The 13,112-nt window shown below is 66.1% G+C and carries 11 protein-coding genes and 1 pseudogene; 9 read left to right on the forward strand and 3 right to left on the reverse strand.

From position 1 onward, the window contains the following. Positions 1-352 (reverse strand): annotated as a pseudogene (locus tag BCUN_RS10520) (IS256 family transposase); the annotation flags it as partial. A 335-nt stretch (positions 353-687) separates the two neighbouring features. On the opposite strand from BCUN_RS10520, the gene orn reads away from it, so the two are divergent. The 6 genes from orn to BCUN_RS11685 all read left to right on the forward strand — a co-directional run bounded on the left by orn (position 688) and on the right by BCUN_RS11685 (position 7,071). Next, positions 688-1,344, forward strand: coding sequence for an oligoribonuclease (orn, locus tag BCUN_RS10525; RefSeq protein ID WP_033517366.1), 657 nt, complete (start codon positions 688-690; stop codon positions 1,342-1,344). 19 nt (positions 1,345-1,363) lie between these two features. Continuing rightward, the gene (locus tag BCUN_RS10530) at positions 1,364-2,197 is read left to right on the forward strand and encodes a Cof-type HAD-IIB family hydrolase (protein WP_033517368.1); all 834 of its coding nucleotides are present in this window, start codon (positions 1,364-1,366) and stop codon (positions 2,195-2,197) included. A gap of 84 nt (positions 2,198-2,281) precedes the next feature. Next, complete coding sequence (locus tag BCUN_RS10535) at positions 2,282-3,676, forward strand: ATP-dependent DNA helicase (protein ID WP_033517385.1); 1,395 nt, start codon at positions 2,282-2,284, stop codon at positions 3,674-3,676. 75 nt (positions 3,677-3,751) lie between these two features. After that, positions 3,752-4,180, forward strand: a complete 429-nt coding sequence (locus BCUN_RS10540; RefSeq protein WP_033517369.1) for a hypothetical protein — start codon at positions 3,752-3,754, stop codon at positions 4,178-4,180. Between the two features lie 63 nt (positions 4,181-4,243). Further along, positions 4,244-6,034 carry a proline--tRNA ligase gene (locus tag BCUN_RS10545; RefSeq protein ID WP_033517371.1) on the forward strand — a complete coding sequence of 597 codons (1,791 nt, stop codon included), beginning with the start codon at positions 4,244-4,246 and terminating at the stop codon, positions 6,032-6,034. A 425-nt stretch (positions 6,035-6,459) separates the two neighbouring features. Then, entirely contained in the window at positions 6,460-7,071 is a 612-nt protein-coding gene (locus BCUN_RS11685; protein ID WP_051921053.1) for a single-stranded DNA-binding protein, read from the forward strand. Positions 7,072-7,184: 113 nt separating this feature from the next. Here BCUN_RS11685 and BCUN_RS10555 read toward each other — a convergent pair whose 3' ends face one another. Further along, positions 7,185-9,287 carry a M13 family metallopeptidase gene (locus BCUN_RS10555; RefSeq protein WP_033517373.1) on the reverse strand — a complete coding sequence of 701 codons (2,103 nt, stop codon included), beginning with the start codon at positions 9,285-9,287 and terminating at the stop codon, positions 7,185-7,187. A gap of 235 nt (positions 9,288-9,522) precedes the next feature. Here BCUN_RS10555 and BCUN_RS10560 point away from each other — a divergent pair, with 235 nt between their 5' ends. The 3 genes from BCUN_RS10560 to BCUN_RS10570 all read left to right on the forward strand — a co-directional run bounded on the left by BCUN_RS10560 (position 9,523) and on the right by BCUN_RS10570 (position 12,510). Next, entirely contained in the window at positions 9,523-10,149 is a 627-nt protein-coding gene (locus tag BCUN_RS10560) for an HdeD family acid-resistance protein (protein WP_033517375.1), read from the forward strand. Between the two features lie 137 nt (positions 10,150-10,286). Continuing rightward, on the forward strand, positions 10,287-11,063 hold the full coding sequence (gene map, locus BCUN_RS10565; protein WP_033517377.1) for a type I methionyl aminopeptidase: 777 nt from the start codon (positions 10,287-10,289) through the stop codon (positions 11,061-11,063). Positions 11,064-11,211: 148 nt separating this feature from the next. Continuing rightward, positions 11,212-12,510: a citrate synthase gene (locus BCUN_RS10570; RefSeq protein ID WP_033517379.1), complete on the forward strand. Its 1,299-nt coding sequence runs from the start codon at positions 11,212-11,214 to the stop codon at positions 12,508-12,510. A gap of 19 nt (positions 12,511-12,529) precedes the next feature. Here BCUN_RS10570 and rlmH read toward each other — a convergent pair whose 3' ends face one another. Beyond that, positions 12,530-13,009 carry a 23S rRNA (pseudouridine(1915)-N(3))-methyltransferase RlmH gene (rlmH, locus tag BCUN_RS10575; RefSeq protein ID WP_033517381.1) on the reverse strand — a complete coding sequence of 160 codons (480 nt, stop codon included), beginning with the start codon at positions 13,007-13,009 and terminating at the stop codon, positions 12,530-12,532. Positions 13,010-13,112 lie beyond the last annotated feature (103 nt).

The following is a 13,112-nucleotide window of genomic DNA, read 5'->3' on the forward strand; positions in this document are numbered from 1 at the left end:
ACGCGTCGGACGCCTCGCGTTTGGCTGCGTGCCAGCCGACGACCCGGGAGTGTTCGTCCATGGCGACCAGGACGACCGTGTCGCGGCCCAGGTGGATGCCGTCCAGGTGCAGCACCGGCTGCACGACCCCGTCCCTGGGTACGGGCGGGATGAGTTCCCACAGGACACGGCAGCGTCGCCGCAGGGTGCGTGCGGGCAGTCGGTGTTCGTCCTGGCTGGCGCGGCCCAGCAGCCAGTCCAGGCCATAGCGAAGGTCGCGTGCGGTGTGGTCCTGCACGGTGGTACGGCTCGTGCCGCACGTAGTGCACCGGTAACGGGTCATGCCCGCCGTGGTGGTGCCGTTCTTGCTCATGGTCTTGCCACATCGGGCGCATGTTGGTCGTTGCATGACACCAGTCAACGGCCAAGGGACCATGAACATGCCGGAAGGCCAAGGGTTCCAATGTCTCAGAAGGGTTTTCTTACACACTTTTTGGCCGGGTGGCATGGTCGGCCCCTAGGGTATGGATCGGCCCTCACGCCAACCGGGAGAACGCATGAGGGCCGTTTTTTTACACACTTTTTGGCCGGTAACCCACAATTTCTTATGGGTGCGGCCCTTGCGCACAGGGGAACCGGGCAGGCATGCGGGAGGTTGGCGATAGACTGGGACCTTGGAAACAAGGACACAAGGAAAGAGGCACGCACATGGTGGACAGCCACGACGACGAAACATACACCCCGGAGGGCTCCCGGCTCATCTGGATCGACTGCGAGATGACGGGGCTCGACATCGACCATGACGAACTGTGCGAGGTCTCCGTGGTCCCCACCGACTTCGACCTCAACGTGCTGGACGAGGGCGTCGACTTCGTCGTGCGTCCCTCGGATGCTGCCGTCGACCACATGAACGACTTCGTGCGCACCATGCACACCCGCTCGGGACTCATCCATGAGTGGGAGGACGGCCTGGACGTCGAGGAGGCGCAGCAGGCGGTCGTCGAGTACGTCAAGCGTTTCACGCCGGACGGGGTACGCCCGCTGCTTGCCGGCAACTCCGTCGGATCCGACAAGAAGTTCCTCGACAAGTACATGCCGCGCCTCATGGAGATGCTCCACTACCGCGTCGTAGACGTGAGCACCGTCAAGGAGCTCGTCCGCCGCTGGTACCCGGACGTCTACGAGCATCGCCCTGCCAAGAACGGCGGCCACCGCGCCCTCGCGGACATCATCGAATCGCTCGACGAACTGCGCTACTACCGCCAGGCCATCATGGTGCCCGAGCCGGGCCCCGACGCCGAACGGGCAGCCGAGATCAGCCGCAAGGTCAGCGAGACCAGCCTGCTGGCCGCCGACGAGGACTGAGTGAGGGGAGTACATGGCAATGGCACAGGAATGGACCGACATCGCCACACCCGTGGACATCCGCCTTATCGCCGCCGACATGGACGGCACCCTGCTGGACGCCGACAGCCGGCTGCCCGAGGGCTTCTGGCCCATGCTGGACCGCCTGCAGCAGCGCGGCATCGTCTTCGTCCCCGCCTCCGGCCGCCAGCTGGCCACCCTGCAGTCGATGTTCGCGCAAGCCGCCCAGCCGCTGAGCTTCATCGCGGAGAACGGCAACGTCGTCACCTACGAGGGCGAGGTCATCGAGACGCACGTCGTGAGCAAGGACATCACCCGCCGGACCATCGACCTGGTCGACCGCGCCACCGACGACATCGGCCTGGTCGTCTGCGGCCTGGAGAGCGCCTACGTCCAGCGCACCGACGCGCCCTTCGTGGCCGAGTGCTCCAAGTACTACCACAAGCTCAAGGAGGTCAAGGACCTGCACGAGGTGCTCGACTACCCCGACGAGACCATCCTCAAGCTCGCCATCTTCGACTTCGGCGACGTCGAGTCCAAGGCCAAGCGCGAACTCGGCTTCGTCACCGAACCCTACGAGTACGTCGTCTCCGGCAAGCACTGGGTGGACATCATGGACGGCCGCGTCAACAAGGGCGTCGGCCTGGCGGTCCTTCAGGCACGTCTCGGCATCACCCCCGCGCAGACCGCCGTCTTCGGCGACTACCTCAACGACACGCCCATGTTCGAACACGCCGAATGGTCCTTCGCGATGGCCAACGGCCACGAGGACGTGCGGCAGGCGGCGCGCTACCTGGCGCCCGCCAACACCGAGGAGGGCGTGATCCGCGTGGTCGACCGCCTCGTCGGCTGACCTGCGGCGTACCATGGAATCCGGCTGTCCGCCAGCGCGGCGGGCAGCCGGATTCGTCGTTTCCGCAAGCAGAAAGCCATGCCCATGCAGCAGTCCGAAGCCCTGGCCATCCTCGAAGCAGGTGCGAACGTCTTCCTCACCGGTGCGCCCGGCGCCGGCAAGACCTATGTGCTGAACGAGTTCATCGGGGACATGCGCCGCCGTGGCAAGTCCGTGGCGGTCACCGCATCCACCGGCATCGCGGCCACGCACATCGACGGCCAGACCATCCACTCATGGAGCGGCGTGGGCGTGCAGACGGCCCTGACCGACGGCCTGCTCAAGCTGATCCGCACCCGCCGGCGCAAGCAGGTGCGCGCCGCCGACGTGCTCGTCATCGACGAGGTCTCCATGATGCACGCGTGGCTCTTCGACATGGTTGACCAGGTCTGCCGCATCCTGCGCCGGGACGAACGGCCCTTCGGCGGCCTACAGGTCGTCCTCTCCGGCGACTTCTTCCAGCTGCCGCCGGTCTCCGCCTCCAACCGCAACCGCGACGTGGTGCCGCCGACGCCGGAGTTCGTGGCAGCCCGCGACCGCTACGCGCGCGCCGGCCTCGACCCGGAGGGCTTCGTCACCGAATCCTTCGCATGGCGCGACCTGCAGCCCGTTGTGTGCTACCTGACCGAGCAGCACCGCCAGGACGACGGGCGGCTGCTCGGCATACTCACCGACATCCGCCAGGGACGCGTCAGAGGCGCCGACCGCGACCTGCTCGTCACCCGCCTCGGCCAGCGGCCGGCCGAGGACGAACAGGCGGTGATGCTGTTCCCCGTCAACCGGCAGGCCGACCTGCTCAACGACCGGCGGCTGGCGGCCATCGACGCGCCCGCGCACGTCTTCCATGCGCAGACCGCGGGACCGGCGCATCTCGTGGAACGCATGATGCGCAACATGCTCGCGCCCGAACAGCTCATCCTCAAGGAAGGCGCCAAGGTCATGGCCGTGCGCAACGACCAGGACCACCAGTACGTGAACGGCTCGCTGGGCACCGTCGTCTCCTTCGTCGACGAGCGCAAGGGCGGCTGGCCCATCGTGGCCTTCGAGAACGGCAGCACGGTGACCATGAAGCCGGCGGACTGGCAGATGCTCGACGGCGAGGAGGTGCTCGCCGCCGTCTCCCAGGTGCCGTTGCGCTGCGCGTGGGCGATCACCATCCACAAGTCGCAGGGCATGACGCTGGAGCGCGCGGTGATGGACCTCTCGCGCACTTTCGCCCCCGGCATGGGCTACGTGGCGCTCTCCAGGGTCGAACGGCTCGACGGCCTGTACCTGGACGGCGTCAATGAGCGCATGTTCCTGGTCAGCGACGACGCCGTGCGCCTCGACGGCGACCTGCGCGCACGCTCGGCCGCCGCCTCGTCGCAGCTCGCCGAGATCGGCGCCTCCTCCTTCGTGGAGCTCTACGACGAGTTCAACCAGGACGAGCTGCTGTTCTGACGGGCGCGTAACGTGGCTGCCCGCCGTCGGCCGACGGCTACAATGGCTGTGCAGCAACCTCGAGAGGAGAATCCCATGAAGCAGCATCGTTCGTCGTACATCGTCGCCGGCATCGGCGCGCTCATCCTGTTCGTCGCCTTCCTCATGCACAACTCGGCACCGGTGCCGCTGTGGAACTGGATCAAGCTGTCCGACCTGCTCACCATCGTCGGCGGCCTCATGTTCGTCATCCCCTTCTACAACCTGTCGGTGCGCACCAAGACGCATGAGCGCGCCCCGCATCCCGTGGTGTGGCAGGTGCTGCCCGTGGTGGGCATGGCCGTGATGGTCATCGGCCTGCTCATCCCCAACGACTTCCTGAGCATGGGCGCCATCGCGCTGTGCGACGTGATGTACCTGGTCGGCTGCGTGCTCATGCTGCTCATCTTCGTGTACCCGTGGCACTCGGTGAACGAGGAGATGCTCGAGGAGGACGTGCGCGAACGCGCGGACGGCGAACGGTAGGGGACTGCCTGCCCCTCGTCGGCTCGGCTGAGTAGTTTTGGTGCCATGACCAAAGCACTCCGTATGTCTACCATGTTCCTGCGCACCCTGCGCGAAGACCCCGCCGACGCCGATGTCGATTCGGCCAAGCTGCTGCAGCGCGCCGGCTATATCCGCAAGGCCGCGCCCGGCATCTGGACCTGGCTGCCGCTGGGACTGAGCGTGCTCAACAAGATCGAGGCGATCATCCGCGAGGAGATCGACGGCATCGGCGCCCAGGAAGTGCACTTCCCGGCCCTGCTGCCGCGCGAGCCGTACGAGGCCACCCACCGCTGGGAGGAGTACGGCGACAACATCTTCCGCCTCAAGGACCGCCATGAGGCGGACTACCTGCTGGCGCCCACCCACGAGGAGATGTTCACCCTGCTGGTCAAGGACATGTACTCCTCGTACAAGGACCTGCCGGTGACGCTCTACCAGATCCAGACCAAGTACCGCGACGAGTTCCGCCCGCGCGCCGGCCTGATCCGCGGCCGTGAGTTCATCATGAAGGACGCCTACTCCTTCACCGTGGACGAGGAGGGCATGCGCCAGGCGTACATGGACGAGCGTGGCGCCTACGAGCGCATCTTCCAGCGCCTCGACCTGAAGTACGTGCCCGTCTTCGCCATGTCCGGACCCATGGGCGGCTCCGCCTCCGAGGAGTTCCTCGCCCCGATGGCCATCGGCGAGGACACCTTCGCGCTCGCGCCGTCCGGCAAGGCGTGGAACGTGGAGGCGCTGCACACCCCGGCCGTCGAGGACATCGACTTCTCGGCCACCCCGGCCGCCACCAAGCGCGCCACGCCGGACGCCGCCACCATCGAGGCGATGGTGGAGTACGCGAACGCCAACGAGCCGCGCACCGACGGCCGCGACTGGGAAGCGGCCGACATCCTCAAGAACGTGGTCGTCGCGGTGAAGCATGCCGAGGACGACGAGCATGACGAACCATGGCGCGAACTGATCGTGGTGGGCATCCCCGGCGACCGCACCGTCGACATGAAGCGCCTCGAGGCGCAGTTCGCCCCCGCCGAGCTGGAGGAGGCGACCGAGGACGACCTCAAGGCGCATCCGGAACTCGTGCGCGGCTACATCGGCCCGATGGGCGTCGGACCGCAGGCCGACGAGGGCCACCTGCGCTACTTCATCGACGCGCACGTGGCGAAGGGGTCCGCCTGGTTCACCGGCGCCGACGAGCAGGACGTGGATTACTATGACCTGGTCTACGGCCGTGACTTCGAGGCCGACGGCACCGTGGAGGCCGTCGAGGTGCGCGACGGCGACATGAGCCCGGACGGCTCCGGACCCTTAAGCTTCGAGCGCGGCGTGGAGATCGGCCAGGTCTTCCAGCTGGGTCTGAAGTACTCCGAGGCCCTCGGCCTCAAGGTGCTCGACCAGAACGGCAAGACCGTGCCCGTGTGGATGGGCTGCTACGGCATCGGCGTGAGCCGTGTGCTCGCCTGCATCGCCGAGACCCACCATGACGAGCGCGGCCTGGCGTGGCCGGCGAACATCGCCCCCGCCCAGGTGCACGTGGTCGCCACCGGCAAGGACGAGGCCGCCTTCGAGGCCGCCGAACGCCTGGTCGGCGAACTCGAGGCGCTCGGCCTCGAGGTGATCTACGACGACCGCAAGAAGGTCTCGCCCGGCGTGAAGTTCAAGGACGCCGAACTGCTCGGCGTGCCGGTCATCGCCGTCGCCGGCCGCGACACGGTGAACAACGGCACCATCGAGGTGCGTGACCGCAACGGCGAGAACAAGGAAGCCATCGGCCAGGACGGCGCCGCGCAGGCGATCGCCGACCGTGTGACACGGCTGATGCGTGGCGAGTAATCGGCCAGAAAACGGGAACGGGGCTACGGAGGAAAACCTTCCGCAGCCCCGTTCATTCATTGTCGTCTGTAGTGCAACGGCTTTGGAAGGACCGGGTAGCCGAAAGACGTCTGATCCGATGAAGGTTTGAGTCATCGTATAGGGAAGGGAGAAATCTCTCGTTTTTCGTGATATTTCTAGGACGCGGGCCGCCCCGAGCGGTCCGCCTTAGAAATATCACGAAAAACGAGAGATTTCTCAGGCCTCAATTCTTGCTTGATGCACGCGAAGACATGGGGTTAAAGGAGGGCCTTATCCACATTCCGCCAGTCCACTGGCCGTCCGACCACATTGGCCGGATCGGCTTGGCGGGGGCGGGGGTGCTCGGCCATAGTGGTGTCACCGGCGGGATGGCCCGGCGGGACGGCAGGAGAAAGGACACCGCCATGGCATTGCAGCAGGGATTGGTCACCATCACCGGGTTCCTCGGCAGCGAACCGGTGCTGTTCGGCAGGGAGGGCGGCAGGCCCGCCTGCACCTTCCGGCTGGGAAGCACTCGGTACTACCTGGACCGCGAAGGGGAATGGCAGCAGCTGCCGACCACGTGGATCACGGTGAAGGCGTTCAGGACATTGGCGCTCAACATGGTCAACTCCTTCCACAAGGGCGAGCCGGTCATCGTCTCCGGCGTGCTCGGCACGGAGGAGTGGACGTCGGAACCCGACGGCGTGCGGCATGCGCGCGTGGTGATCGAGGCGAGCAACGCCGGCCACGACCTCAACTACGGCGTCACCGCGATTCGCAAGATCCCACGGGATACCAAGGCGCCGGCGGACGCCACCGCGCCGCAGCAGGCGCCGGTGGGCGAGTCGGTCGAGGTGTTGCCGCCGTCACAGGGCGCAGTGCCCGGACAGCCCCAGCCCATGGTGCAGGGCCCCGCATCGGCCACGGCGCCGGCACCGAGCCAGCCGGACGGGCAGCCTGTCCGCGGGAACGGGAGACCGGGCATCGAAGGCACTTCCGGCGAGGAATTCGAGACGGGAGGTGATGCCATATAAGTCAGACAGAAGCCATATGAGTGCGACTCTGCAGTCATGAAACTTGGTTGGACACGACAGTGGGGCATCCGGAGATCCCGGATGCCCCACTGTCGTGTCATTGTCGACGCGCGTCACCAGATGTGCACGCGTTCCTCGGGCTTGAGCCACATGCGGTCGTCCGCGGTCACGCCGAAGGCCTGGTAGAAGAGGTCCACGTTGCGCGCGATGCCGTTCGTGCGGCACTCGGCGGGGGAGTGCGGGTCGATCTGCAGGTACTGTTCGGCCAGTTCGTCACGGTTCTTGGTGCGCCAGATCGAGGCGTAGCTCAGGAAGAAGCGCTGCAGGCCGGTGAAGCCGTCGAGCACCGGGGCGGTCTCGAGGGAGGCCTCCACGCCCTGCGGCGAACCGTCGATCGGGCGCCCCGCGGCTTCGTCGAGCGCGAAGGCGTAGGCCTTGAGGGCGATGTTCACACCGGAGAGGTCGCCGATGTTCTCGCCGACGGTCAGCGCGCCGTTGACATGCGGCGCCTGTTCGTCGCCGTCCGCGTACTTCTCCTGCAGCTGCTGCGGCACGAACTTGTCGTACTGCTCGATGAGCGCCTTCGTGAGCTGGCCGAAGCGCTCCTTGTCCTCGGGTGTCCACCAGTCCTCGAGCTTGCCCTCGCCGTTGAACTGCGCACCCTGGTCGTCGAAGCCGTGGCCGATCTCGTGGCCGATCACGGAGCCGATGCCGCCGTAGTTCGCGGCATCCTCGGCCTTCGGGCTGAAGAACGGCGGCTGCAGGATGGCGGCCGGGAACACGATGATGTTGAGCGTCGGCTCGTAGTACGCGTTCACCGTCTGCGGATTCATGAGCCATTCGTCATGGTCGACGGGCTTGCCGCACTTGGCCAGCTGGTAGCCGAACTCGTAGGCGGAGGCGGCGCGCATGTTGTCCACCAGGCCGTACTCCTCGCGCACGTCCAGTGCGGAGTAGTCGCGCCAGTGGTTCGTGTAGCCGATCTTCGCCTCGAAATGGTCGAGCTTGTCGAGCGCCTTCTTCTTGGTCTCCTCGCCCAGCCAGTCGCTGTTGATGATCGACACGTGGTACGCCTCGATGAGGTTGTGCACGAGCTGCTCGACGCGTTCCTTCGACGACTCCGGGAAGTGCTGCTGCACGTAGACGCGGCCGACGTCCTCGCCGCTGATGCCGTTGACCAGGGAGACGCCGCGCTTCCAACGGGCACGCTGCTCCTTGGTGCCGGCCAGCGTCTTGCCGTAGAACTCGAAGTTCGTCTTGTCGAAGACGCTCGACAGCATGCTTGCGCGGCCGATGATGACGTGCACGCGCGCCCACAGCTTGAGGTCCTCGAGGTCGGCGTCCTTCCAGAAGGCGTCCAGGCCCGTCAGGAAGCTCGGCTCCATCACGTTGACGTGCGCCAGTGCGCCGAGCATGTCCACGTGGTAGGTCTCCGCGGTCCTCGAGGAGTCGTAGGACGCCTGCACGGCCTCCGCCCAGCGCTCGACGTCGAACTCCGCCAGCTCCTCCTTCAGGGTGGCGAAGTCGGTCGGGTTGTTCGTCTTCTGCGAGTCGCGGGTGGCCACGTTGTCCCAGTGGTGGGACGCGATGCGCGTCTCGATCTCGAGCAGCCGCGTGGCCTGCGCCTGCGCATCGTCGGCGTCCTTGGCGTAGCCGGCGTTCGTCAGCTGGGCGGCGACCATCGCCATGTAGGCGTCGCGCACCGGCCGGTAGTGGTCCTCGCGATAGTACGCCTCGTCGGGCAGCCCCAGGCCGCCCTGCGCCAGGTGCATGATGTTCGTGTCCGGGTTGTTGAAGTCGCCGAAGATGTCGAAGCCGAAGAGGTCGGGGCCGCCGTAGGGGCTCAGCGTGCCGAGCGCCTCGGTGAGCGCGCCCTTGTCGGCGGCTGCGTCGATGCGCTCCAGGTCGGCACGGATCGGCTCCATGCCGGCCGCCTCCACGGCGTCGGTGTCCAGGAAGGAGCGGTAGATGAGCTTCGACTTCGCGGCTTCGTTGCCATCGGCGTCGAGGATGTCGCGCACCTGCTCCTCGGCGGTCTCCGCCAGGCGGTCGAAGGTGCCGAAGCGCGACTTGTCATCCGGCAGGATGTACGTGTCGAGCCACGGGCCGTTGACGTACCGGAAGAGGTCGTCCGCAGGGGAGATGACGGAGGAGAAGGAACTCGGGTCGATGCCGGAGCCCAGGGTGTTGCCATTGGTATCGGTAATGCTGTGCATGGGGCCCAAGCGTAGTAAAATTGACCGACACTATGCCCAGTGCCCAACGGCCTGAGCGAAAGTCATGGTTTTGCTTGAAAGTCAAATCACTACGCTGGCTGGAAAAACTTCGGTCGGTCGGAGACGAAATCGGACAAGATACACCAGACTGAACTCAGGCATGCCGTACGCGGCATGGTACGCACAGACGCTTCGCGAAACGCGGGGCGCCGGACAGAAGCGAGAAAGGAAGACCATGTCTGATCCAATGTACAACCAGAACCAGGGCCGGAACGGGTGGGACAGCCCGTTCCGCCTGGTGCAGGAGATGCTGCCCGCGGGCGCGAAGAACGCGGTGCGCGTCGCCTACGGCGTCATCGGCATCGCCGCCGTCGTGCTGGGCATCTGCCTGCTCGTGTGGCCGGGCCGCACCCTCGAGGTGGCCTGCGTCATCCTCGGCATCTACTTCCTGATCTCCGGCGTGGTGCGCATCGTCAGCTCCATCGTCGAGGTCGGCCTGCCGGGCGGCTGGCGCGTCCTGGGCATCCTCGTCGGCATCCTGCTGATCATCGGCGGCTTCGTGGCCCTGCGCTACGTGCCGATGTCCACCGCCACCCTCGCCATCATGTTCACCCTCGTCGTCGGCATCTCCTGGATCATGGAAGGCGTCATGGCGCTCGCCGAGTCCTGGAAGGCCCCGGGTTCCGGCTGGGCCATCGCCTACGCCATCATCTCCATCATCGCCGGCTTCGTGCTGCTGTGCATGCCGGGCGCCGGCACCGTGTGGCTGATCATCTTCGGCGGCTGCGCCATGGTCGTCATGGGCATCATTGCTGTCGTGCGCGCCTTCACCTTCGGCCGCACCCCGAAGGCAGCCAACTGAACCATACGGCGGTTGCCGTGATTCCCAAGGGCGTGGGCGCCACCGTGCAGGTGGCGCCCACGCCCTTGTTGTAAGGCGCGAGGGATAGGGTGGAGCACAATGCAACCCATATCACCAGAGCGGAAAGCAAGGGTCTCATGATTGAACTGAAGACGAGTACGGAAATCGAGGAGATGAAGCCGGCCGGCCGTTTCGTCGGCGGTATCCTGCGCGATCTCAAGGAGTTCACCAAGGTCGGCACCAACCTGCTGGAGATCGACGAATTCGTGCACCGGCGGATCGTGGACCGTCCGGGCGCCGAGTCCTGCTACGTGGACTACGCGCCGGACTTCGGCACCGGCCCCTTCGCCCACTACATCTGCACCTCCGTCAACGACGCGGTGCTGCACGGCGTGCCCTACGACTACGACCTCAAGGACGGCGACCTGGTGAGCCTCGACCTGGCCATCAACGTGGACGGCTGGGTGGCCGACTCCGCCATCAGCTTCGTGGTGGGCAACGATCCCGACCCTGCCGACCTGCGCCTGATCAAGTCCACCGAGGAGGCGCTCGCCGCCGGCATCGCCGCCGCACAGCCCGGCAACCGCCTGGGTGACATCTCCCATGCCATCGGCGACGTGGCACGCGCCTACGGCTACCCGATCAACCTGGAGTTCGGCGGCCACGGCGTCGGCCGCATCATGCACGGCGACCCGCACGTGCCCAACGACGGCAAGGCCCACCACGGCTACAAGCTGCGCCCCGGCCTGGTGATCGCCATCGAGCCGTGGTTCCTCAAGACCACCGACGAGATCTACCAGGACCCGAAGGACGGCTGGACCCTCAGGAGTGAGGACGGTTCCCGCGGCGCCCACAGCGAGCACACCATCGCCATCACGGAGGCAGGCCCCGAGATCCTCACCGTGCGCGACTAGCATCGCCCGTTCCGGCGGCCCTGCCCGACCTTCCGTCGGGCAGGGCCGCCGTCGTTTTTGAGACGGCAGGGGCCTGCGCCACCGTCGCTGCCTTATAGTGGGCTGATTGACACAACGGCGGGCGCATGCCCACGGTAAGGAGAACCGCATGTCCAATGCGCATCTGCATGTTGCCTCCGAGGAATTCAAGCTTCCCGTCGTCGAGGCGAGCGAAGGGCCCGACGGCATCGTCATGTCCTCCCTGCGCAACAACAACTGGGTTTCGCTCGACCCCGGTTTCCTCACCACCGCGCAATGCGAGTCGAAGATCACGTACATCGACGGCGAGCATTCCATCCTGCGCTTCCGCGGCTACCCGATCGAGCAGCTGTGCGAGCGTTCCGACTTCCTCGAGGTGGCGTGGCTGCTCAAGCACGGCGAACTGCCCAGCAGGGGACAGTACGACCGGTTCATCGAATCCATCAACCACCGCACCATGGTCGGCGAGGACTTCCGCACCTTCATGGGTTCCTTCCCGCGCAACGCCCACCCGATGAGCGTCATGGCCTCCGCCGTCAATGCCCTGGCCACCTTCCATCCGGAGACCACGGACGTGTGCGACCCGGGCCAGCTCGACGAGGCCGCCACCATCATCATGGCCAAGGCCCGCACCATCGTCAGCTACATCCTGCGCCGCCGGCGTGACGAGCCGATGCTCTACCCGGACTATGCGCGCGGCTACGTGGACGACTTCCTGCGCATGTGCTTCGCCGTGCCCTACGAGCGCTTCGACTCCGACCCGCTCTACGTGCACGCCCTCGGCCGCCTGCTCATCATCCACGCCGACCATGAGCAGAACTGCTCCACCTCGGTCGTGCGCATCGCCGGCTCCGCACACGCGAACCTGTACTCGGCGGTCGCCGCCGGCATCAACGCACTGTCCGGGCCGCTGCACGGCGGCGCGAACGAGGCCGTCCTCAGGCAGCTGTCCGCAATCCGCGATTCCGGTCTGGGGGTGCGTGACTTCGTGGAACGCGCCAAGGCGGAAGGGCACCGCATCTCGGGCCTGGGCCACCGCGTCTACAAGTCCTACGACCCGCGTGCGGCCATCGCCAAGCAGTACCTGGGCAAGGTCATGGAACGCAAGGAGCTCTTCAAGCTCACCGCCGACGAGGAGCGGCTCTTCGACATCGCCCTCGAACTGGAGGACATCGCCCTGACCGACGACTACTTCGTCTCGCGGCACCTCTACCCGAACGTCGACTTCTACACGGGCCTGATCTACCGTGCCATCGGCTTCGAACCGGAGATGTTCACCACCCTGTTCGCCTTGGGGCGCATCCCCGGCTGGATCGCCCAGTACCGGGAGATGCTCGACGACCCCATGACGAAGATCGGCCGACCCCGCCAGGTCTACACGGGCGAGGTCCTGCGCGACTACGTGCCCATGGAGGAGCGCGCCGACTGAGGACGTCTACCGGCGGCCCCTACTTGTGGTACGGCTCGCCGGCGTTGATCTTGTACGCCCGGTAGACCTGCTCGAGGAGGATGACCCGCATCAACTGGTGCGGGAAGGTCATGGGGGAGAAGCTCAGGAGCATGTCGGCACGCGAGAGCACGCGAGGGTCGAGCCCCAGCGACCCGCCGATCACGAACTGGATGTGGCTGGTGCCGTGCACGCCGAGTTCCTCGAGCTTGGCGGCCAGCTGCTCCGACGAAAGCATCCGCCCCTCGATGGCCAGGGCGATGACGAAGGCGCCGTCCCTGAGGTGCTTGAGGATGCGCTCGCCCTCCTTCTCCTTGATCTGCCGTTCCAGCCCCTCGGGCGCATGCTCCGGCGTCTTCTCGTCCGGGACCTCGAGAACGGCGAGCCTGCAGTAGCGCGACAGGCGTTTCGAGTATTCGGCGATGGCGTCGCGCAGATACTTCTCCTTGACCTTGCCGACGGTGACGATGTCGATGCGCATGGTGTGGTTCCTTGGTTCCCGAGAAATTGTTCATTTTTTTGAACAAAATCTAGGGGCGGAGGCGGACGCGCCGGATTGTCGTCGCCGACGGCGACGACAATCC

The organism is Bifidobacterium cuniculi, from assembly GCF_000741575.1.
Lineage (GTDB): Bacteria > Actinomycetota > Actinomycetes > Actinomycetales > Bifidobacteriaceae > Bifidobacterium > Bifidobacterium cuniculi.

Bases quoted from the DNA above. Each gene is read 5' to 3' on its own strand.
- orn (WP_033517366.1), top strand. From the start codon at position 688: ATGGTGGACAGCCACGACGACGAAACATACACCCCGGAGGGCTCCCGG.
- BCUN_RS10530 (WP_033517368.1), top strand. From the start codon at position 1,364: ATGGCACAGGAATGGACCGACATCGCCACACCCGTGGACATCCGCCTT.
- BCUN_RS10535 (WP_033517385.1), top strand. From the start codon at position 2,282: ATGCAGCAGTCCGAAGCCCTGGCCATCCTCGAAGCAGGTGCGAACGTC.
- BCUN_RS10540 (WP_033517369.1), top strand. From the start codon at position 3,752: ATGAAGCAGCATCGTTCGTCGTACATCGTCGCCGGCATCGGCGCGCTC.
- BCUN_RS10545 (WP_033517371.1), top strand. From the start codon at position 4,244: ATGTCTACCATGTTCCTGCGCACCCTGCGCGAAGACCCCGCCGACGCC.
- BCUN_RS11685 (WP_051921053.1), top strand. From the start codon at position 6,460: ATGGCATTGCAGCAGGGATTGGTCACCATCACCGGGTTCCTCGGCAGC.
- BCUN_RS10555 (WP_033517373.1), bottom strand. From the start codon at position 9,287: ATGCACAGCATTACCGATACCAATGGCAACACCCTGGGCTCCGGCATC.
- BCUN_RS10560 (WP_033517375.1), top strand. From the start codon at position 9,523: ATGTCTGATCCAATGTACAACCAGAACCAGGGCCGGAACGGGTGGGAC.
- map (WP_033517377.1), top strand. From the start codon at position 10,287: ATGATTGAACTGAAGACGAGTACGGAAATCGAGGAGATGAAGCCGGCC.
- BCUN_RS10570 (WP_033517379.1), top strand. From the start codon at position 11,212: ATGTCCAATGCGCATCTGCATGTTGCCTCCGAGGAATTCAAGCTTCCC.
- rlmH (WP_033517381.1), bottom strand. From the start codon at position 13,009: ATGCGCATCGACATCGTCACCGTCGGCAAGGTCAAGGAGAAGTATCTG.